At 67.6% G+C, this 18,371-nt stretch carries 18 protein-coding genes and 1 tRNA gene; 6 read left to right on the forward strand and 13 right to left on the reverse strand.

The genetic code is table 11. The features are described from left to right. Positions 1 to 30: 30 nt before the first annotated feature. Positions 31 to 1,011, reverse strand: a complete 981-nt coding sequence (gene fen / locus MXA07_RS07480) for a flap endonuclease-1 (protein WP_247731419.1) — start codon at positions 1,009 to 1,011, stop codon at positions 31 to 33. A gap of 106 nt (positions 1,012 to 1,117) precedes the next feature. Continuing rightward, on the reverse strand, positions 1,118 to 1,654 hold the full coding sequence (locus tag MXA07_RS07485) for a GNAT family N-acetyltransferase (protein WP_247731725.1): 537 nt from the start codon (positions 1,652 to 1,654) through the stop codon (positions 1,118 to 1,120). 182 nt (positions 1,655 to 1,836) lie between these two features. On the opposite strand from MXA07_RS07485, the gene MXA07_RS07490 reads away from it, so the two are divergent. Then, positions 1,837 to 2,037, forward strand: coding sequence for a DUF7835 family putative zinc beta-ribbon protein (locus tag MXA07_RS07490; RefSeq protein ID WP_247731420.1), 201 nt, complete (start codon positions 1,837 to 1,839; stop codon positions 2,035 to 2,037). A 167-nt stretch (positions 2,038 to 2,204) separates the two neighbouring features. On the opposite strand, the gene MXA07_RS07495 is transcribed toward MXA07_RS07490, so the two are convergent. From MXA07_RS07495 to MXA07_RS07545, 11 genes are all read right to left on the reverse strand, one after another. After that, positions 2,205 to 2,275 (reverse strand) — tRNA-Gly (locus MXA07_RS07495). A gap of 56 nt (positions 2,276 to 2,331) precedes the next feature. Further along, positions 2,332 to 3,024 (reverse strand): class I SAM-dependent methyltransferase, encoded by a 693-nt coding sequence (locus MXA07_RS07500; protein ID WP_247731421.1) that lies wholly within the window; start codon positions 3,022 to 3,024, stop codon positions 2,332 to 2,334. A 187-nt stretch (positions 3,025 to 3,211) separates the two neighbouring features. After that, positions 3,212 to 3,319 carry a YegP family protein gene (locus MXA07_RS07505; protein ID WP_425492216.1) on the reverse strand — a complete coding sequence of 36 codons (108 nt, stop codon included), beginning with the start codon at positions 3,317 to 3,319 and terminating at the stop codon, positions 3,212 to 3,214. Positions 3,320 to 3,588: 269 nt separating this feature from the next. Further along, positions 3,589 to 3,900, reverse strand: coding sequence for an amphi-Trp domain-containing protein (locus tag MXA07_RS07510; RefSeq protein WP_247731422.1), 312 nt, complete (start codon positions 3,898 to 3,900; stop codon positions 3,589 to 3,591). 224 nt (positions 3,901 to 4,124) lie between these two features. Then, the gene (locus MXA07_RS07515; protein WP_247731423.1) at positions 4,125 to 4,697 is read right to left on the reverse strand and encodes a DUF7344 domain-containing protein; all 573 of its coding nucleotides are present in this window, start codon (positions 4,695 to 4,697) and stop codon (positions 4,125 to 4,127) included. A 271-nt stretch (positions 4,698 to 4,968) separates the two neighbouring features. After that, positions 4,969 to 6,636 (reverse strand): bacterio-opsin activator domain-containing protein, encoded by a 1,668-nt coding sequence (locus tag MXA07_RS07520; protein WP_247731424.1) that lies wholly within the window; start codon positions 6,634 to 6,636, stop codon positions 4,969 to 4,971. A gap of 106 nt (positions 6,637 to 6,742) precedes the next feature. Further along, positions 6,743 to 6,934, reverse strand: coding sequence for a DUF7576 family protein (locus tag MXA07_RS07525; protein WP_247731425.1), 192 nt, complete (start codon positions 6,932 to 6,934; stop codon positions 6,743 to 6,745). 116 nt (positions 6,935 to 7,050) lie between these two features. Continuing rightward, on the reverse strand, positions 7,051 to 7,335 hold the full coding sequence (ddfA, locus tag MXA07_RS07530; protein WP_247731426.1) for a DdfA family disk-determining factor: 285 nt from the start codon (positions 7,333 to 7,335) through the stop codon (positions 7,051 to 7,053). 71 nt (positions 7,336 to 7,406) lie between these two features. Beyond that, positions 7,407 to 9,569: a bacterio-opsin activator domain-containing protein gene (locus MXA07_RS07535; RefSeq protein ID WP_247731427.1), complete on the reverse strand. Its 2,163-nt coding sequence runs from the start codon at positions 9,567 to 9,569 to the stop codon at positions 7,407 to 7,409. A gap of 283 nt (positions 9,570 to 9,852) precedes the next feature. After that, a complete protein-coding gene (locus MXA07_RS07540; protein ID WP_247731428.1) occupies positions 9,853 to 10,305 on the reverse strand; it encodes a response regulator in 453 nt (150 codons plus the stop codon). Between the two features lie 141 nt (positions 10,306 to 10,446). Then, on the reverse strand, positions 10,447 to 12,417 hold the full coding sequence (locus tag MXA07_RS07545; protein WP_247731429.1) for a PQQ-dependent sugar dehydrogenase: 1,971 nt from the start codon (positions 12,415 to 12,417) through the stop codon (positions 10,447 to 10,449). Positions 12,418 to 12,929: 512 nt separating this feature from the next. Between MXA07_RS07545 and MXA07_RS07550 the strand changes: the two genes are divergently transcribed. The 5 genes from MXA07_RS07550 (at position 12,930) to MXA07_RS07570 (ending at position 18,336) form a co-directional block, all read left to right on the forward strand. Next, complete coding sequence (locus MXA07_RS07550; protein WP_247731430.1) at positions 12,930 to 15,002, forward strand: SLC13 family permease; 2,073 nt, start codon at positions 12,930 to 12,932, stop codon at positions 15,000 to 15,002. 131 nt (positions 15,003 to 15,133) lie between these two features. Continuing rightward, positions 15,134 to 15,280 (forward strand): hypothetical protein, encoded by a 147-nt coding sequence (locus tag MXA07_RS07555; RefSeq protein WP_247731431.1) that lies wholly within the window; start codon positions 15,134 to 15,136, stop codon positions 15,278 to 15,280. A gap of 4 nt (positions 15,281 to 15,284) precedes the next feature. Continuing rightward, a complete protein-coding gene (locus MXA07_RS07560) occupies positions 15,285 to 15,830 on the forward strand; it encodes a cupredoxin domain-containing protein (protein WP_247731432.1) in 546 nt (181 codons plus the stop codon). A gap of 1 nt (position 15,831) precedes the next feature. After that, positions 15,832 to 17,595, forward strand: a complete 1,764-nt coding sequence (locus tag MXA07_RS07565; protein WP_247731433.1) for a cytochrome c oxidase subunit I — start codon at positions 15,832 to 15,834, stop codon at positions 17,593 to 17,595. Positions 17,596 to 17,607: 12 nt separating this feature from the next. Further along, the gene (locus MXA07_RS07570; RefSeq protein WP_247731434.1) at positions 17,608 to 18,336 is read left to right on the forward strand and encodes a DUF2189 domain-containing protein; all 729 of its coding nucleotides are present in this window, start codon (positions 17,608 to 17,610) and stop codon (positions 18,334 to 18,336) included. Positions 18,337 to 18,371 lie beyond the last annotated feature (35 nt).

Genomic DNA, 18,371 nt, shown 5'->3' on the forward strand with positions numbered 1-18,371 from the left:
GCTACTCGGTTTCCGGCCGGTCGCTCGATCTCACGTGTAGCGATCGAGTCCCGTCTGGACGAGCGACGTCTCGATGCGTTCGAAGCCGCGCGCCACCTCGTCGGCGTCGACGCCCCACTCCTCGCAGACGTACTCGCGCGCCGCGTCGACGTCCGGATCGAGATCCGTCGTGTACGCGTAGTCGTCGGTCACGTTCGGCTCGCGGAAGAGCTGGCGGACCCGGTCGCCGTACTCGACGTGATCGCCGCGGGCCTCGAGCGCGCTCCAGAGGTCGCCGTGCTCGTCGATCAGCGAGAGGGCCGTCTTCGGACCGATGCCGTCGACGCCGGGGTTGAAGTCCGTCCCGATCAGAATCGCGACGTCGATCAGCTGTTCGAGCGTGAGGTCGTGTGCGGCGAGCGTGGCCTCGAGGTCCATCAGCTCCGGATCGCCCTTGCTGGTGAGCTGGCGAAGGGTGCGCGGCGAGCCGAACAACAGCGCGTCGTAGTCTTCCGACCCGACGTAGTCCGCGTCGCCGTTGCGGACGATCCGCGCGGCCTGGGCCTCTCCCTCGGCGGGGGCTTCGACGACGGGGACGTCGAGCAGCGAGAGCAGTTCCCGGCTCGTCTCCTGAATCGTCTCCGTCAGGCGCTGCGTGTAGGATTCGAGTCGAGCCACCGCCACGGGATCGTCCGCCTCGCGAGCCGCTTCGAGTTGTTCCTCGTAGTCCGCGCGCTGCTCGCGTCGGGCCTCGATCTCGTCGGCCTTGAGGTCGGACGGGCCGCCGTCGAAGACCATCACCGGGACGATGTCGTGCTCGAAGAACTTCGGCAGTCCCTGGACGATCCCGACGAGGTTGGCCACCTCCGTTCCGTCGCCGGTGGTGTAGATCGAGGCGTTCGTCCACTTCACCGTCGTCGTCAGGTACCGATAGAGCCAGTTGTGGGCGTCGACGGCGACGACCGATCCCTCGAGGTCGTCGAACGGCACCGATTCGATCGACGCGATGTCCCGAAGTGCTGCGTTTCCCATCGGAGATGCCTTCGGACGGCTGGGATTTGAGCGTTGGCCTCCGGCACGGCTGGACCCAGCCGATGGATCCCGACTGGACCCGCTCGCCGGCGCGTCCCGAAACCCGTCACTCCTGGGACGCGTCGTCGAGCCGACCCGGGGTCCCGCGTTCGAGCCGATCCGCGACGAACGACCGCTCTTCGTCGGTCAGATCGCGGTCCGCGAACGCCTCCAGCCCCGATCGATAGCGCTCCTCCCTCCCTTCGGCGGGCGGAAACGAGAGGACGAGTTCCGCGATTCCGGTCGTCTCCCCGGTGAAGCCGAACCCGACCCGATGGAGCGCCTCGTACGCGTACGGGTTGTTGACGGCGATCCGCACCGATTCGAACTCGCGCGCGAGCGCCCGGTCGCGAACGAACGCGCAGAGTCGCGGCCCGATTCCCTCGCCGCGACGGTCCGCGCGCACGGTGACGTACCGCAGCCAGCACCGCCGCGGATCGGTCCGGTCTTCGTTGAACGCGACCGCCGCCACGATCGACCCGTCGTCGCGCGCGACGGCCTTGCCGGTCGAGGACATGACGAACTTGCCTGCGTAGGCGAACCGCTCGTGATCGAGCCGGAGCGTCGGGCCGTCGGCCGGCCAGCCGAGCAGGTCGCACGAGATCGAGTCAACTGCCACGCCTTCGTCTACGGATTCCGCCGGGAAAGTTCACCCGGTTCCACCATCTCAAGAAGCCCTAAATTCCAAAAATTTCGTCAGCAATTGATCCTTGAACTTCTCCAAGGAGGGGTCAAACGGTTCATCAAAGGAAAGGTATAATAAGTAGATGTTCCAGATAAACAGACATGGCAACCACAGACGACGCCTTCGACGGCCTCACCGAATACTGCGAGGAGTGCGATCTGGATACGCTGCATGAAGTGTCTGTCCAGCTTCGAACGGAGAGCCTGAAGGAGGAGAACAGCCAGTTTTCCCGCGAGCCATACCGCGTGACCGAGTGCCAGCGCTGCGGTCGTCGCGACAGTCAGCGGATGAACAACGCCTGATTCGAACCGGGAAACGGTCCGGTGGGGACAACTACCGCGGGTCCTCCCGGACGAAATTGCATCTTCCGTGAGCCGTCTGACCGCGGGTAAACACCTGTGTACGCCCTCGTAGGCCCGATCCTGTGCCGACTCGCTCTGAATACGGCTCGCTTGCGTTCCTCGAAAAGTGCGCGGACCGGGATTTGAACCCGGGCCATGAGCTTGGAAGGCTCAGGTCCTACCACTAGACCATCCGCGCGCACTCGGTCGGTTGTCGGGCCTCGGTAAAGAGACTTCTCTTTCCCAGCCGGTCGATCACGCGTCGGGACCGGCCACCGTCGCGTAACAGTTGCCGCTCGACATCTCCCGCGCGAGCACGTCGAGACCGCTCGCCGCGAGGTCGCGTTCGAACTCGTCGGGCGCGTAAATGTGGTAGAACCGGTCGACGACCGTCCCGCCCGGCAGCGTCCACTCGACCGTCGTATCGAAGCCGGTTGTGTCCGCCTCGCTCCGGTCGTCGAAGCGGTCGTGGGCGGTCGACCAGACCGAAACGAGTGCGCGGCCGCCCGCGTCGAGTACCCGCGCCAGTTCGTCGAGGCTGGCCCGTCGGGTTTCCATGGTGGGCAGGTGGTGAAGCGTCGCGACGTAGAGGCCGCAGTCGACGGCATCCGTCCCGATCGGGAGACGCGCGGCGTCGGCCTGGAGCGGGTCGAGCGCGTCCGCGAAGGATCGCTCGCGGGCTCGCTCGCGTCCCGCGTCGAGGAGCGAGCGGCTGACGTCGACGCCGACGACGCGATCCACGTGCGAGGCGAGCACTTCGGCGTGGCGACAGTTGCCGCAGCCGAGGTCGAGACCGATTATCGGGTCCGTCCTCGCGTCCGCGTCGTCGAGGCTGCGCGGGATATCCTCGACGAACGCTTCCACCTCCGGCCACGCGTACGCTCGCGTCTCGGCGAAGTGACTCCCGATGCGCTCGTAGGTTCGCCTGACCTCGCGGCGCCGGTCCATGTTCCGTCTCCCGCCAGCCCGGGCTAAAGCGGTTCGGATTCGAGCGATCGAACGCGTTCAATGGGTGCTTGAAGTGTCGATTACTGTCTTCTGAGGCGGGTCTTCCATCGATCGCGTTCCGATACCGCCTGATCCAGCCTCGCTCGTCACCGATCCAGGGAGGCGCGGCTGTCGAGTGCGACGGTCGTCACTCTCTCACGACGACGGCCGCATCGGAGGCGTTTCGTTTCGCGCTCTCGATGCCCTTCCGGGCGCCAGCCTTCCGGTCGTATCCTTCACCGCTGTCCGCGATGATGTTGCCGTTGTCGTGGCCGAGCCGCCAGCGCCACTCGCCCGCGCCTCGTCGCCGTAACCCACGAAACGAGCCTTGCTATCGCCCGTTCCACCGCCGTCGGTGATCGTCGGCCGACCGGATTCGCCCGGCGGACTCGGCTGCGCTTGGCCCCGTCGGGTTCGGTTCCCAGGTTCGACCGATCGCGGTCGCCCACGCTGACGGGACGATCCGCCAACAGAACGTCCCTCGCCCGGTTCGAATTCGACGTGCTCGGTCGGGATCGACAGGATCTACTCGGCGTCGACCGATACCGCCTCGCCGTCTTCGATCGGCCACTCGAGTTCGACTTCGAGTTCGGCTTCGTCGTCGCCGACCTCGTACTCCACCTCGAGTTCGAAGCGTTCCGGAATTGCGGCCGTGAAGCCGTTCGCCCCTTCGATGTCGATTTCACCGTTCTCGACGCCGGAGGCGACCTCGCGCAGGATCGCCGCCCCGTCGGAGCGTCCCATCACTCGCTCGCCCTCGTGTTCGGTGTCCTCGTTGCCGTCGGGCGTCTCCGTCGATTCCGCTTCGGCCTCGGACGCATCGTCGTCTGCGACCATATTCGACCCTCACCGTCCGTTACATAAATGGTTCGCCTTTCGATACTGACGGTTCGAGATCGACGACGGGTGTCCGTCGATGGGCCGGGCGAGCCCCGGTCACGCGCGAGTCGGGCGACGGGGAGTGAGTGGTTCCCGATCGGCAGGCCGGCTGCGCACCGCACCGGGATACGTAGCCGGCGACGGGAGCGGTAGGGGGCACGACTGCCGCAGGTTTGCGCGCGTTACTCCGCGGACTGAACGGCGGGGGACTCTGTCGGGCCGCGGTACGAAACCGAACCCGCCTCGCTGTCGTAGCGGATGACGCCCGCCTCGTCGAGTTTCGGGAGGTGACAGTGGTGAAGCTGGATGGCGACCCGTTCGGTCGCTGCGTCCCCCGCCGCGTCGCCAGACGGAGCAACCTCGCGGGCCAGGTGATCCCGCGTCACCGGCTTCGGTGCCGCTTCGCGGACGATATCGAGGACGGCTCGACGCTGCGGATCGGTGATCCCGCGCTCGGATCGCTCCGCCGCGTCGCGGTCGAACGGGCCCGCAGCGGCGTTCGCACTCCGATCGGATAGCCGAACGACGCCCTCCGTTCGATGCCAGACGATGACGCCCCGATCGGCCAGTGCGGGCAGGTCGACGTGGTGGAGTCGAATCCGATATCGTCGTCGCTCCGCGTCGCGATCGGACGCCGTCTCGGACGCGGTATCGGCCCGGTCCCCGTCTGACGCGGTTGCGAGGTCGCTAGCGAGATCGGCAACGGCGACCCACCCCTCCCGGTCACCGAGGGACTTGACGACTCGGTGGCTCACCCGTGACGAGCGCGTCCCGTCAGTCCCGCGGCGATTCTGCCCTCGTTGACGTTCGGCTGGTGACCGTCCCATCTTGCTCGATCCATCGGTCGCCCGGGGGTTGAGCGTGCGCCCAAATATATTCATTCGGCTGATAGCGACCGTCAGACCGGACTGAATAGACGCGGCGGACGGCGGCTACGTGCGGCGGATCGACCGCTGCGGGCCGCCCCGACCGGGTCGTTGGGTGCGGACCGATCGAGCCGCCGCGAGTCGCGAACGAATGCGGGCGCTACGTCGTCGTGTCGGTCGGCTCGCCGCCCTCGGTCGAAAAGAGCGATTCGAACACTCGTCGTTCGGCGGCCCGAAGGCGCTGGTTGAACGTCGCCGGGGCGATGTCGAGTCGGTCGGCGAGCTCCTGGCCGGTGGTCTTTCGCGGCCAGTCGTAGAGCCCGGCGGCGAACGCGGTTTCGAGCGCGACGCGTTGTTTCGCCGTCAGCGCGTTCCGGACGATCGATCGCAACGCCGAGATGTCGTCGGTTTGCTCGACGGTGCGTTGGGCGCGGGTCCGGGCCCCCGGACAGTGCCGACGGACGAGGTCTCGCAACTGTCGTTTGTCACGGCCGGGCGGGAACTCGACGGCGAACTGGAGCGAGCCGCCCTCGACGGTGGCGCCGGTGACGCGGCCGCCGTGGGTGCCGACTGCGTCGACCAGCTCCGCGGCGGCCGTCGAGGTCGCTTCGAACTCGCAGCCATCCTCGCCGTCGGCGAGGACGCGGACGTCGTCGACGAGTGCGGTGGACTCGGCCGCGTCGCGCACGGCCGACGGGGAGACGTCGCGGGTGCGACCGTACCCGACGACGGAATCGTCCGTTCGGACGACGTTCTCGACGTCGACCCGCCCGCCGTCCGTCGTGAGGGAGACGAGCGCCGCGGGCGGTTCCGCGACGTCGAACTCGAACCGGAGCACCGTATCGGCGATCAGCGCCTGCTTGCGCTCGATCGCGGTGATCGCGTGGCCGATGACCGTGCCCAGTCGCGAGAGGATGTCCGTCTCGGGTCGGCTGAACGCCTCCGGAGCGGCCGAGTAGACGTTCAGGAGGCCGTAGAGCACCGACTCGTACCGGATGGGGATCGACGCGCTGGAGCGATAGCCGCGTTCGATCGCCTCCGCCCGCCACGGTTCGTACGCTGGATCCGTCTGGGCGTTCTGGACGGTCTGTACCGCCATGGTGCGGGCGGCCCGTCCGGCGGGTCCCTTGGCCGTCTCGCCCTCGGTGGCCGTGATCGTGACCTCGTCCAGATAGCCGTCCTCGACCCCGGCTGCGACGCGCGGGGTGATCCTGTCGTTCGCCCCGTTTACCTCGCCGATCCAGGCGAAGCGATAGGCGTCCGACTCGACGAGGCGGTCACAGACCGCCCGCTCCAGCTCCTCGCGGGTCGAGGTCGTGATCACGGCGTGGGTAACGTCCTGGCCGATCTCGTTGAGGCGATTGAGCGTCTCGAGCTGGGACCGGCGTCGAGCCCGCTCTCGGTCCTGCCGCGTTCGTTCGATGGCGTAGCGGATCGTCCGGACGAGCAGTTCGCTCGTCACCTTGTCTTTGACCAGGTAGTCCTGCGCGCCGCGCTCGATCGCGCAAACGGCGATCTCCTCGTCGGAGTTGCCGGTGAGCACGACGATCGGGACGAACTCGACCGCGTCCGCGACCGCGGTCACCGTTTCGAGGCCGGTCGACCCGGGCAGCCCCAGGTCGAGGAGGACGACGTCGGCGTCGGGTGCGCGATCGAGGCCGTCGTCGAGGGTCGGCTCGTGGCGAACGCGGGCGTCGACCACGTCGGCCGATTCCGCCTCGGATCGCACGAGGGGGCGAGTCGCCGCTCGAAGCAGTTCCTCGATGAGTCTGGCGTCACCGGGATTGTCTTCGATCAGGAGGACGTCGAGTGTCGCGTCGGCGGTCATGGGAGGGTGCTCGACGAGCGGACGAACGAACCGTCGGTGACCATTTCCGCCGGACGGTAATAGGCGACTCGGTCTCGATCACTCGGGTCCGACGGCCCGCGACGGTTCAGGCGTCCTGACCGTCGAGCCAGGCATCTTTACACGTCTCGTCGCAGAACGGGTGCAGCGTTACCGAGCCGTCGATCCGGTCCGTCGCGATGGGGTACCAGTCGCTCGTGTCGATCACCGACCCGCACCGGGTGCATACTTCGTACTCCTGGCGTGTGCTGGTGTCCGCTCGCTCCGTCCGTTCAGACATCGGCGCCACCCTCGCGGTCGTCCGTCCACCCGAGCAGGACGTGGCGGCCGGTCGGAGCGGTCCGTCGCGGGGTCGGTCGGCGACCGGTCGGCTCCCGAGCGGTGGATCGACCCATCTCAGGCGCGGGCACTCCGCCCCGTCGGCGTCACGACGACCTCGCCGTCACCGTGGACGACGACCTCGCAGCCGGCCATCGTAAACCGGAGCTCGCCGTTCGTCTGGCCCGTTCCGGTCGAGAAGAGCGCGTCGAGCGCGTCCGGATCGAGCACGTCGTAGAGCGGCGTCATCTCGAGGGGATCGGCGTCGGTCGCCGCTGCCACTTCCTCGATGACTCGCTCGCTCACTGGGGCGTCGTAGTCGGTCGTCGGGGTCGTCGCGGTGAGTCCGGTCTGTTGATCCATGACTCGTGGAACGGTGACGATTCGGATAGGCGCTGTGACGACACCCGTAGGGATGCGAAGGAGTGACACACCTATTCACGTTGGTCCACGTCGACCGCGCCGAGGCGGCCGCCGTCGAAGAGGCGGCGGCACAGCTTTCGCTCGGCCGTCCTGAGGTGGCCGTTGAAGGTCGGTTGCGTGATGTCGAGCGAGGCGGCGACCTCCTCGCCCGTCCGCTCGCGCGGCCACTCGAAGTAGCCGCTGCGGTAGGCCGTTCGGAGCGTCTCCAGTTGTCGCTCGGTGAGTTCGTCCGTGAGCGCGTCTTCGAACGTCTCCCGGGACCGGTCCAGCCGATCCCTGTCGCGGCGGGCGACGAGTTCCGTTCCCGGATGGATCGCGTCGAGTCGATCGACGAACGCCCTGACGTCCGTCGTGTCGGGCAACTCGGCGACGACGTCCGCGGTCTCGGCCGTCACCTCGATCGATCGGGCGATCGCGCCGCACTCGACGAGGGTCCAGGGAATCGTCGGTCCCGTGACCGTCAGCTCGAAGCGACCGGCCGCCGGGTCGCCGCCGTCCTCCCCGACGCGTGCGAGCGTTTTGACGTTCGGGAGGTCGTCGGCGACGGGCCGGAGGTCGGTCTCGTCGACGCCGTCGATGTAGACGTAGACCCGGGCGCTGCCGTCGGTCTGGGGGACGATCCCGTCGTACTCGATCGCGCAGTTCGCTCGCCGGGCGAGCCGGCCGAGCAGGTCGTCGGGGTCCGTCATCGCCAACCTGAGCTCGACGATGCTGTCCGTCAACAGCGCCTGGCGCGTCTCGGCCGCGTTGATGGCGTTCGCGATCGTATCGCCCAGCTCCTCGAACGTCGTCGCCGTCTCGTCGTCGATCGCCCCGGGATCCGACCCGAAGACGGTCAACACGCCGTAGGAGAGGTCGTTGTACGTGAGCGGGACGCTGACGACCGACTGGAGCCCGGCCGAGAGTGCGGCCGTTCGCCACGCCGCGCCGCGTAAGTCCGCGGCGACGTTCGCCTCGACGGTCGCGCGGCCCGTCGCGCCGGTCGTGACGCCCGGCGGGCCGTCCCCGTCGTCGATCGAGAGCGAGATGGCGTCGAGGTAGCCCTGATCCTCGCCGGCCCACGACCGCGGGCGGAGGACGTCGCCCGCCGCTTCGCCGACCCAGGCGAACGCGAACCGCTCGTCGCTCGTGAGGCGCTCGCAGACGGCGTCCTCGATGGCCTCGCGCGTCGTCGCCTGGACGAGCACCTGATCGATGTCGCGGATGATCTCGTTCATCCGGTTGACCGCCTGGAGTTGCGCGTTCCGCTCCGTGAGTTCGCGCTCGTGTTCGAGCAGGGATTCCTCGCGCTCGACGCGTTCGAGCGCGGCTTCGGCCGTCGCCGCCAGGTGATCCGCGGTCCGTTCGGTCTGCTGGTCGATCGCGTCCGCCTCGGCGGAGACGGCGACGACGACGCCGTGGTCGCCCAGCGGGATCCAGACGCCGCTTCGGATGACCGAACTCGCGCTCTCGATCGCCGGGTCGTCGTTCGGCGTCGGGAGCGACAGCGATTCGCCCGTGATGAACGCCCGCCACGTCGTCGAATCGTCGTCGGGACCGTACGTCGGGACGTCGCCGAAGATCGCTTCGGTCGCCGGCGTCGTCGCCGCGGGCCGAAGCTCGTTCGCCGCCTCGTCGAAGAGGTAGACCACGATGCCGGCGACGTCGAGGACGTCGGCGGCGGCGTCGACCGTGAGCCGGCCCACCTCGTCTTTCGATTCGGCCTGGATGAGCGCCCGGCTCGCGTCGTGGAGCGCCCGCTGGGTGCGTTCGAACTTCTTGCGCTCGATCGCGTGGCGGATCGACCGGCCGAGCAACTTCGGGGTCAGTTCGTTTTTGACCAGGTACTCCTGTGCGCCCTGCTGGACGGCCTCGACGCCGACGCGCTCGTCGTCGAGCCCAGTCAGGACCACGATCGGCAGCTCGCGAGTCTCCGCGAGGACGGCCTCGAGCGTCTCGATCCCCCTCGAATCGGGCAATCCGAGATCGAGCAGCACGACGTCGATCGACGCGTCGTCCAGTCGGTCCAGCCCCGCGGCCAGTCGATCAGCGTGCTGGAGGTCGACGCCGCTGTCGGCCGTCCGCTCGAGCGATCCCGGAACCGGTCCCGTCGCGTCGGTGAGCAACTCCTCGATGAGTCTGACGTCGCCGGGGTTGTCCTCGATCAGCAGGATGTCGCGCTCGGCCCCGCTCATCGTGGCCGATGCGTTAGCGGGACCGTTTTCGGTGACGCATCGAGACGACCTGTCCGACGAGTGCTCGACGGGGCGTCGGTCGCGGACCGCGTGCGGTCCCGTTGCAGACGAGTCGGACGCCGTCCGCTCGGAGACGAACCAGTTTCCATCGTCAGGAGTGAATGGGACGGGAGGGGAAAAGCGCTCCTGACTGATCTCCGCTCGTCAGTCCCGCCCCACTCGATACGCCGATTCGATCGATAGCTGCCCGACTACCGGGCCGAAGTGCGGCATTTCGGGGTCGTTATTCGGGGCGCGGCGGCAGTCGGACGAGCGTGAGCCAGAATTCCTCGAACGTCTGGACGAGGTCGATAAAATCGTTCGGGCGCACCGGTTTGGTGAGGTAGGCGTTCGAATTGCGCTCGTAGCTCTCGACGACGTCCCGTTCCGATTCGGAACTCGTCAGGATGATTACCGGCAGGCGGTGGAGGTCGTCGTCCGCTCTGATCCGCTCGAGCACGTCGTGTCCGTCGAGCTTCGGGAGGTTGAGGTCGAGCAGCACGAGGTGGGGTCGCGTCGCGTCCTCGTACTCGCCGCGCTGGAATAGAAAGTCGAGCGCCGCCTCGCCGTCGCTGACCACGTGGAGGGTGTTGTTGATGCCGCCTTCCCGGAAGGCTTCTTTCGTGAGGCGCACGTCACCGGGATTATCCTCGACGAGCAAAATCTCGATCGGCTCTCCCTCCCGGTGCTCGGTCATACTCCTCTTTCGGGCAGTCCGCGGCAAAGTGATTTCGATGTACGTCCTGCCGGTGACGGATCCACGGAATCGGCGTCCGAGTCGTAGGCGCGGAGGTTCGGCGGTCGCGCTCTCGCCGCGGGGCTCCCGCGCTCACCGCAGTCAGTCGTCGACCGCCTCGGTCTCCTCCCCGTCCGACTCCCCCGTCGTCTCGTTTGCTTCCTCCCCGTCCGACTCCGATTCGTCGTCCGATCCCGTTCCGTCGTCGCCGTTCTCGGCCCCCTTTTCGCCGCTCTCCCCGTCATCTTCGGTTTCAGCGTCTCCGTCATCGCCGTCATCGTCGTCCATCCCGACGCCGTCGGGGTGCGGTTCGATCGACTCGCCCTCGCCGTCGGGCACGATGCGCCAGACCTCGCCGGTTTCGCCGTCGGTGTAGCGCGCGGTCGTCAGCACGTAGAGTTCGTCGTCGTGGTCGCGGCCGAACGCGAGGACGAACCGGTTGATCCGGTCGTTTTCCGCGTCCGAGACCGACAGTTCCTGGATCTCCCAGAGGTCGTCCCGGCTGCGATCGGCCGTCGCCTCGTACTCCCGGACTGGCGAGGCGAACAGCGATCCGTCGGGCGTCCCGAAGGAGCTGCTCCAGTCGCCGTAGACGTACGTCTCTTGTAGCTCGGTCACGGAATCGCCCTCGTAGACGTAGCCGCCGGTGATCGAGATCCCGAGCGTCTCGCCCTCGACGAGGTGCGGGTACTGGATCACCGGATCGATGAGGGGTTCGCCGCCGCGGACGTCGTCCGGCGTCGCACTCGGACACTCCTCGGGCGGCTCGCCCGGGTTCTCCGTGCTGAAGCACTCGATTCCCTCTTTGACGTTCCAGCCGTAGTTGCCGCCGTTCTCGACGATGTCGACCTCCTCGAAGAGATTCTGGCCGACGTCGGCGACGAAGAATCGCCCTTCGCCGTCGAACGACGCCCGCCACGGGTTGCGAAGGCCCCACGCGAAGTACTCGTCCATCCCCTCGTCGCTGTCGACCAACGGATTGTCGTCGGGGATGCCGTACGGGCGACCGTCGTCACCCTCGGCGTCGACGTCGATCCGGAGGATGCCGCCGAGGAGGTTCTCCGTCGTGTTCTGGCCGTTGCCGCCCTCGTTCGCGTCGTACCAGTCCTCGACGTGGCCGAGTCCGACGTCGTTGGCGTTGCCGCCGTCGCCGAACGGGACGTAGAGGTAGTCGTCCGGGCCGAAGAGCACGGCGCCGGCGTTGTGGTTGAACTGGGGCTCCGGCACCTCGAGCAGGATCTCTTCGGAGTCGGGGTCGCCGGTCTCGTGGTCGTCGCTCGCGGTCGAAAACTCGGCGAGAATGGCGGTGTGGTCGTAGTCCTCCGGCGTGTCGTCGGTCGGCGGCGCGCTGTAGCGGACGAAAAAGCGGCCGTTCTCCCGGAAGTCCGGGTGGAACGCGAGTCCGAGTAGCCCCCGCTCGTCGAACTCGCCGGTCCCGCCGCTGACCTCGACGATCCGGTCGGAGAGATCGAGGAACGGCTCAGCCCTGAGCTGCATCTCCCCCGAGTCCGTTCCGCCCTGACTGGCGCCGTTCCCGGCACCGTCACCCGCTCCGTCGGATTCGTTGTCGTCGGCAACTCCGCCGGTCTCGTTCCCGGCTGCGCCCGCGCCGGTGGATTCGTTTCCGTCCTCGGTGACGTTGCCTTCGTCCGTTCCGTCGCCGGTTTCCGCGTCGGTTCCAGCCTCGCCGTCCGCGGCATCTCCGTCCGCCGTCGCGGGTTCGATCACCCGGATCTGGCCGAGCTGGTCGACGACGTAGAACCGATCCTCCTGTCCGGGGGCGACTTCGAACCCCACGGGTGCGGTGAACCCGCCCGCGACGCGTTCGAGTCCGATGGTCGGCCCCTCGCCGACGATCTCGTCCCGGCTCGGTCCCGTCGACTCGTCTTCGCCGTTCGTTTCGGTCCCGCCCGACTCGTTCTCGTCTTGCGCGATCGCCGGACCGGTCAGGCTCACCGCCGCGCCGGTCGCCGCCGCGGCCTTCATGAACACGCGTCGCGACGAATCCGTCCGCGAGCGTTGTCCGTCGCGCCCGCACGGTGGCCCGTCGGGATCGAATGGTGGATTGGTCATGTCTCTCCGGCGCGGTCGGTGGCGAGATCTGTCTATAAATGGACGCTATCGTTCCACACGAAACTCGGCTCTTCCCGACTCCGTCGAGCGGTAATGGCGTATTCGGACTCGCCCAAGCCGGCTCCAGTCCGCCGCTGCAGTGGTCCCGGAACCGCAAGAGCCGGTCGAACGAGCCCGTATCAGGCGCCTACCGCGAGTAATTCGGTGCTCGTTTCGCACGGGTCGCCGATCGACATCGCGACGGTCGCGTCGGGATGGTGGCGATCCGAGTCCGTGGCACACCCGACCGGCCGGCGGGAGATCACGTGGTAGGGGGAACACGAGGCACCCGGGGCCGGTTGACGAATAGGATGAGACTGACAGTCGTGTACCCAAACTGTTTTGAGTGATTCGCGAGCACCGTTGCGTGTGCGTTCGTTCTATCGTCTCGCCGGATCGGTCGGCCCGCAGTCACCTTCCCGCCGGTCCGCGAGCTGGGGTGTCGGGGGCTACCGACCGGCGGGTCGGGATCGATGACCGATCCCGTCCTCTCGACCGGGGCGCTGGTCGTCTTCGCGCTGATCGCGGTCACGCTGGTCCTGTTCGTCACGGAGGTCATTCCGACCGACGCGACCGCGATCGGCGTGCTGGTCTCGCTGGCCGTCCTGGAGCCGCTGACAGGCGTCTCGGCGGGCGAGGCCATCTCCGGGTTCGCCAGCACGGCGACGATCACCATCGTCGCGATGTACATGCTTAGCGCGGGCATCCAGCGGACGGGACTCGTCCAGCGACTGGGCCTCTCGCTCGCGCGCTTCGCCCGCGGCAGCGAGACGCGGGCGCTCGCGGCCACGATCGCGACCACCGGCCCGCTCGCGGGCTTCGTCAACAACACGCCGATCGTCGCGATCTTCATCCCGATGATCTCCGAACTCGCGGCGAAGACGGGAATCTCGGCCTCGAAGCTCTTACTGCCGCTCTCCTACGCGGCCATCCTCGGCGGCACGCTGACGCTCATCGGGACGTCGACGAACCTGCTCGCGAGCGAGTTCGCCGTGGAGCTCGTCGGCCGCGACGCGATCGGATTGTTCGAGTTCAGCGCGCTCGGGGTCGTGATCCTCGCGGTCGGGCTCGCCTACCTCATGACCGTCGGCCGCTGGCTGACGCCGGAGCGCGCCCCCGTCGAGGGCGACCTCGTCGACGAGTTCGACCTCGAGGACCACCTCTCACAGGTCCGGGTGCGACCGGACGCCGACGCGGTCGGCTCGACCGTCGGCGACCTCGAATCGCGATCGGACGCGAAGATCCGAATCCTCCAGTTGCGACGCGACGACGGTCGAGCGCTGGCGTACGACGAGGACGGGACTGGCGACCACTCGACGGCGACGGCGGCGGCCGGCGAGTCGCCGGTCGAGAGCGCCGCGACGCCGTCCGAGGAGGAAGCCGTCGCCACTGCGGATCCGCCGGCGGCCCCCTCGGACCACCCGGCGGGCACGACCGGCGCGGCCGAATCCGTCACCGACTCGTCGCCGGATTCGGCGGACGGGGTGGCCGCCGGGGACGCCTCGTTCGCGTCGGTCAGCCCGGACACGCGGATCGAGGCGGACGACGTCCTGACCGTTCACGGGACGTTGCAGGCGGTCAATCGCTTCGTCGGCGATCAGGGACTCTCGCAACTGGTCCGCCGGTCCGTCACTGACGAAACGTTCGAAGCCGCCGCGAGCGACGACGTGCTCGCGAAGGCCGTCGTCCCGCCGGAGTCGTCCTTCGCCGGTGAGAAACTGGCCGACTCGCACCTCCGGGAGGTCTACCGGACGACGGTGCTGGCGATCCGTCGCGACGGCGAGTTGCTTCGCACCGACCTCGGGGAGACGCGACTCGAGCCCGGCGATCTCCTGTTGCTCCAGACCGTCCCCGAGACCGTCGAGTACTTCGGCGACGGGACGGACCTGGTCGTCGTCGACGAGGACGCGCTCGATCGACTGCTCGCGGACGAGCCGGCCGAACGCGCGCCGCTCTCGCCGAAGACCCCGATCGCGCTGGGGATCATGGCTGGCGTGATCGGGGCGGCCGCGCTCGGCGTCCTCCCGATCGTGATCTCGGCGCTGGCCGGCGTCTTCTGCATGGTCCTCACGGGCTGTCTCTCGACGAGCGACGCCTACGACGCGGTCTCGTGGAACGTGGTGTTCCTCCTCGCGGGCGTCCTGCCGCTGGGGATCGCGCTCGAGGCGACGGGCGGATCGGCGGTCATCGCGGGCGCGCTGGGGGCGACGGACCCGTACCTCTCGCACGCGGGTATCCTGTTCCTGTGTTACCTCGTGACCGGGGTGCTCGCGAACGTGATCACGCCCGTCGCGACGATCGTGTTGATGACGCCGATCGCCGTCGATACCGCGACGAGCCTCGGCGCCGCGCCGTTTTCGTTCCTGCTCGCGGTGATGTTCGCCGCGGCGACCTCGTTCTCGACGCCGGTCGGCTACCAGACCAACCTCATGGTCTACGGGCCGGGCCGGTACGAGTTCACCGACTTCCTCCGGGTCGGCGGCCCGCTGCAACTGCTGCTCTCCGTGGTCACGTCGATCGGGATCGTGGCAATCTGGGGCGTCTGACTCCCTGCTGCGATTCTGCCTCACCGAACGGACCGTCCCCGTTCGTCGAACCGAACCGCTCGTCGCCGCTCCGTCGGGCGGTTACACGACCCCCGGGATTTTTATCGCGATTCGTGCTACCACGTGCCATCATGTCGGAGCGTCCGGCGGACACACCACCGCTGATGCAACGGCTGTACGACAGAATCTGGCTCATCGCGCTCGTGGCCGTCCTCGTCTGGGCGACCACGTACGTGCTGTGGGGATACGTGGACATTCTCGCGATTCCGGCGGGGTGATCCGATGACGTCACCGCTCGAATCCCCGGACGGAAACTGGTGGAACCAACCGATCAACCGCCGCGAGGGTATCTGGCTGGGACTGGCCGGGATCTGGTCGGTCGGCATCTTCGCCTGGATGAGCGGCTTCACCCGCTTCGGCGAGCAGAACCCGATCGGCCCGACCTACGAGGTCGAGACCGAGGAGTACCTGCAGACGGTTCAGGACTACCAGGACGAGGCCGAAGACACCGACGAGGGACTCGTTCCGCCCGGCACCGACGTCTACATCGCGGGAATGCGCTTCAGCTGGCTGGGAACGCCGGTCGTCCTCGAGACCGGGACGGAGTACGACTTCCACCTCAGCTCGATCGACGTCCAGCACGGCTTCTCGCTCCGGCCGGAGCACGCGCTGAGCAAGCAGATGAACTTCCAGGTGTTGCCGGGCTACGAGTGGGTCCTGCCGATGGAGTTCGACGAACCCGGCGAGTACCACATCATCTGCAACGAGTTCTGCGGTGAGGGCCACCGAACGATGCACGGTCGGATCGTCGTTCAGGAGGGCGAGTGAGATGGCCCACAGGTACGACGTCCTCGGACTCTTCGACAACGACTACGACGAGGAGGGCTTTCGCCGGTGTTCGGTGACGGGCCTGGACATCCATCACACCGCGGAAAACATGGTGAAGCTGTTCGGCCTGACGGCCGTCGTCGCGATGATCGTCGGCGGCATCTTCGCCTTCTTCGTCGCGATGACGCGCTGGGAACTCGTCGGCCTGCTCGGGCCCGAGAGCTACTACAAGCACCTCTCGATGCACGCCTGGAACCTGCTCATCTTCTGGATGGTCTTCCTGGAGATCGCCATCCTGTACGTGGGCGGGCCGATGGTGCTCGGCCGGCGGTTGTCGTGGTCGCCAGTCGCCCTGCTCGGCTGGGTGGTGATGGTCGTCGGGGCGGTGCTGGTCAACGCCGGCATCTGGCTGACCTCGCTGCCGGACGAAGCGCCGCTGTTGACGGCGTACGTGCCGCTGACCGCCCACACCTGGTTCTACGTCGGCGCCGTCACGTTCATCCTCGGGGCGATCGTCGCCGCGCTCCCCTTCTTCGTGACCATCTGGAAGGAAAAGCGCGGCGAGCCCTGGAAGACGCTGCCGCTCGTGACCTTCGGCGCGTTCGCGACGTCGATCATCGCCTTCGAGGCGCTGCTGGGCGGTCTCATCACGTTCGCCGTCACCCTGCTCTGGCGGGTCGAGCTCATCGCGTGGATGGACGCCGCGTGGTACCGCCACATGTACTGGACCATCGGACACAGCACCCAGCAGATCAACCTCGCGGCGATGGTGACCGTCTGGTACTTCCTCACCCACGTCGTCGGCGGCGCGGAGGTCGTCAGCGAGAAGGTCTCGCGCACCGCCTTCATCCTCTACATCCTCTTCATCAACCTCGGGGCCGCCCACCACATCCTGTCCGATCCGGTCGTCTCGACCGGCTGGCGCGTCTGGAACGCCTCCTACGCGCTGTACGGCGCGGCCTTCGCCAGCATGATTCACGCCTTCGCGATCCCGGCGGGGATCGAGGCGGGCCGACGCAAGCGCGGGCAGGGGCGCGGTCTCTTCGGCTGGCTCACCTCGGCGCCGTGGACGAATCCGGTCTTCTCCGCGACGATCTTCAGCATCATCCTCTTCGGCTTCGTCGGCGGCATCACCGGCGTCGTCATGGGCCAGCTCCAGGTCAACATGACCTGGCACAACACGTTCGCGACGGTCGGACACTTCCACGCGACGGTGGCGCTCGGGACGACCCTCGCGTTCATGGGACTGATCTACTTCGTCGTCCGGACGATGTTCATGCGCCGGCTCGCGCTCGGCCGGCTCGCGACCCTCCAGCCGTACCTCTACGCCGGCGGGATGGGCATCGCCACCATGATGATGCTGTACGCCGGCCTCCTCTACGGCGTGCCCCGGCGCACGGTCGAGGTGGTGCGGAACATTCCGGGCGCGAACTTCGACCTCGCGGCCGCGGCGCCGCTCATGACCATCTTCGGGATCTTCGCCCTGGTTGCGATCGTCGCTGGGGCCGCGTTCGTCCTGATCGCCGTCGTCTCGATCCTCTTCGGCGAGCGCGTCGTCGACGGCCCGGACGGCACCGGCCTGGTCCTCGAAGGCGGGCCGCGACTCGCCGACGGCGGCGGCCCGGTGGTCGACGAGGACGATCCGGTCCACGCCTACGAGATGCGGGGCACGTTCGTCATCGTGCTGATCTTCTTCGTCATGTTCGTCGTGGCGTACGCGGCGAACTGGTACCTGCTGTCGGAACTGTGGTCCGTGGGGCTCTGACCCGCTCTACTCATGGCTGAAGACGACGTCCCTCCGTCGGAGCCGGCACCGCACCCTGTCGCGTGGATCCGCCGGACCCTCCGATCCGGCTGGAACGACTTCCGGAGCGTCTACTACGCGAACACGCTCATCTGGCGCGTCTTCAAGAGCGGCGCGCTGATCTTTCTCGGGCTGTTCTGCTGGGCGGGCGCGAACCTCCTGCTGTCCTACCGGCCCGACTGGGCGATACTGTACTACGTGCTGGCCTACGGCTTTCTGCTGCTGTTCTGGGGCCCGTTCACCCACTTCGTCGTCGTCCCATTCGTGATCCGGATCCGGCGAGGCGGCCCCGATAGCCGGATCGAGCGGTTCCTCTCGCGTCACGGCTCGAAGGCGAACCTGTCGATCTTCTTCGCCCTCGTCCTGATTCTCGGGACGTACCCGATCGGACCCATGGTCTTCGAGTTCCAGCTCCCCTCCGGCGGCGGTGGCGAGAGCGTGACCGCGCAACTGCAGTGTACGAAATCGGCCGAGACCGTCCACTGTCACCTCTCCGACTCGCGCGGGATCGACAGCGTCGTCGTCACCTCCGGCGGCGAGCGCGTCGAGCGAGTCGCGGATCCCCCCTTCGAGTTCAACCTCGAGATCGACGAGTTAGAGGCGGTGCGAGGGCAAGAACAGTTCCGGGTCGAACTCAAGGATCGTAACGGCGAGACGCTTCGGACGTTCCTCCGCATCGTCGATACGATTCCGGGTGGGTAGCGCGGCGCCGGACCGGCGTCTCCGCGTTACCGAAG

Origin of the sequence: Halovivax limisalsi, from assembly GCF_023093535.1 — an archaeon.
Lineage (GTDB): Archaea > Halobacteriota > Halobacteria > Halobacteriales > Natrialbaceae > Halovivax > Halovivax limisalsi.

What these genes read in the sequence shown, in the direction of transcription:
- MXA07_RS07570 (WP_247731434.1), top strand. Translation starts at nt 17,608, where the DNA reads ATGGCTGAAGACGACGTCCCTCCGTCGGAGCCGGCACCGCACCCTGTC.
- MXA07_RS07560 (WP_247731432.1), top strand. Translation starts at nt 15,285, where the DNA reads ATGACGTCACCGCTCGAATCCCCGGACGGAAACTGGTGGAACCAACCG.
- MXA07_RS07545 (WP_247731429.1), bottom strand. Translation starts at nt 12,417, where the DNA reads ATGACCAATCCACCATTCGATCCCGACGGGCCACCGTGCGGGCGCGAC.
- ddfA (WP_247731426.1), bottom strand. Translation starts at nt 7,335, where the DNA reads ATGGATCAACAGACCGGACTCACCGCGACGACCCCGACGACCGACTAC.
- MXA07_RS07540 (WP_247731428.1), bottom strand. Translation starts at nt 10,305, where the DNA reads ATGACCGAGCACCGGGAGGGAGAGCCGATCGAGATTTTGCTCGTCGAG.
- MXA07_RS07510 (WP_247731422.1), bottom strand. Translation starts at nt 3,900, where the DNA reads ATGGTCGCAGACGACGATGCGTCCGAGGCCGAAGCGGAATCGACGGAG.
- MXA07_RS07555 (WP_247731431.1), top strand. Translation starts at nt 15,134, where the DNA reads ATGTCGGAGCGTCCGGCGGACACACCACCGCTGATGCAACGGCTGTAC.
- fen (WP_247731419.1), bottom strand. Translation starts at nt 1,011, where the DNA reads ATGGGAAACGCAGCACTTCGGGACATCGCGTCGATCGAATCGGTGCCG.
- MXA07_RS07550 (WP_247731430.1), top strand. Translation starts at nt 12,930, where the DNA reads ATGACCGATCCCGTCCTCTCGACCGGGGCGCTGGTCGTCTTCGCGCTG.
- MXA07_RS07565 (WP_247731433.1), top strand. Translation starts at nt 15,832, where the DNA reads ATGGCCCACAGGTACGACGTCCTCGGACTCTTCGACAACGACTACGAC.
- MXA07_RS07520 (WP_247731424.1), bottom strand. Translation starts at nt 6,636, where the DNA reads ATGACCGCCGACGCGACACTCGACGTCCTCCTGATCGAAGACAATCCC.
- MXA07_RS07500 (WP_247731421.1), bottom strand. Translation starts at nt 3,024, where the DNA reads ATGGACCGGCGCCGCGAGGTCAGGCGAACCTACGAGCGCATCGGGAGT.
- MXA07_RS07525 (WP_247731425.1), bottom strand. Translation starts at nt 6,934, where the DNA reads ATGTCTGAACGGACGGAGCGAGCGGACACCAGCACACGCCAGGAGTAC.
- MXA07_RS07535 (WP_247731427.1), bottom strand. Translation starts at nt 9,569, where the DNA reads ATGAGCGGGGCCGAGCGCGACATCCTGCTGATCGAGGACAACCCCGGC.
- MXA07_RS07490 (WP_247731420.1), top strand. Translation starts at nt 1,837, where the DNA reads ATGGCAACCACAGACGACGCCTTCGACGGCCTCACCGAATACTGCGAG.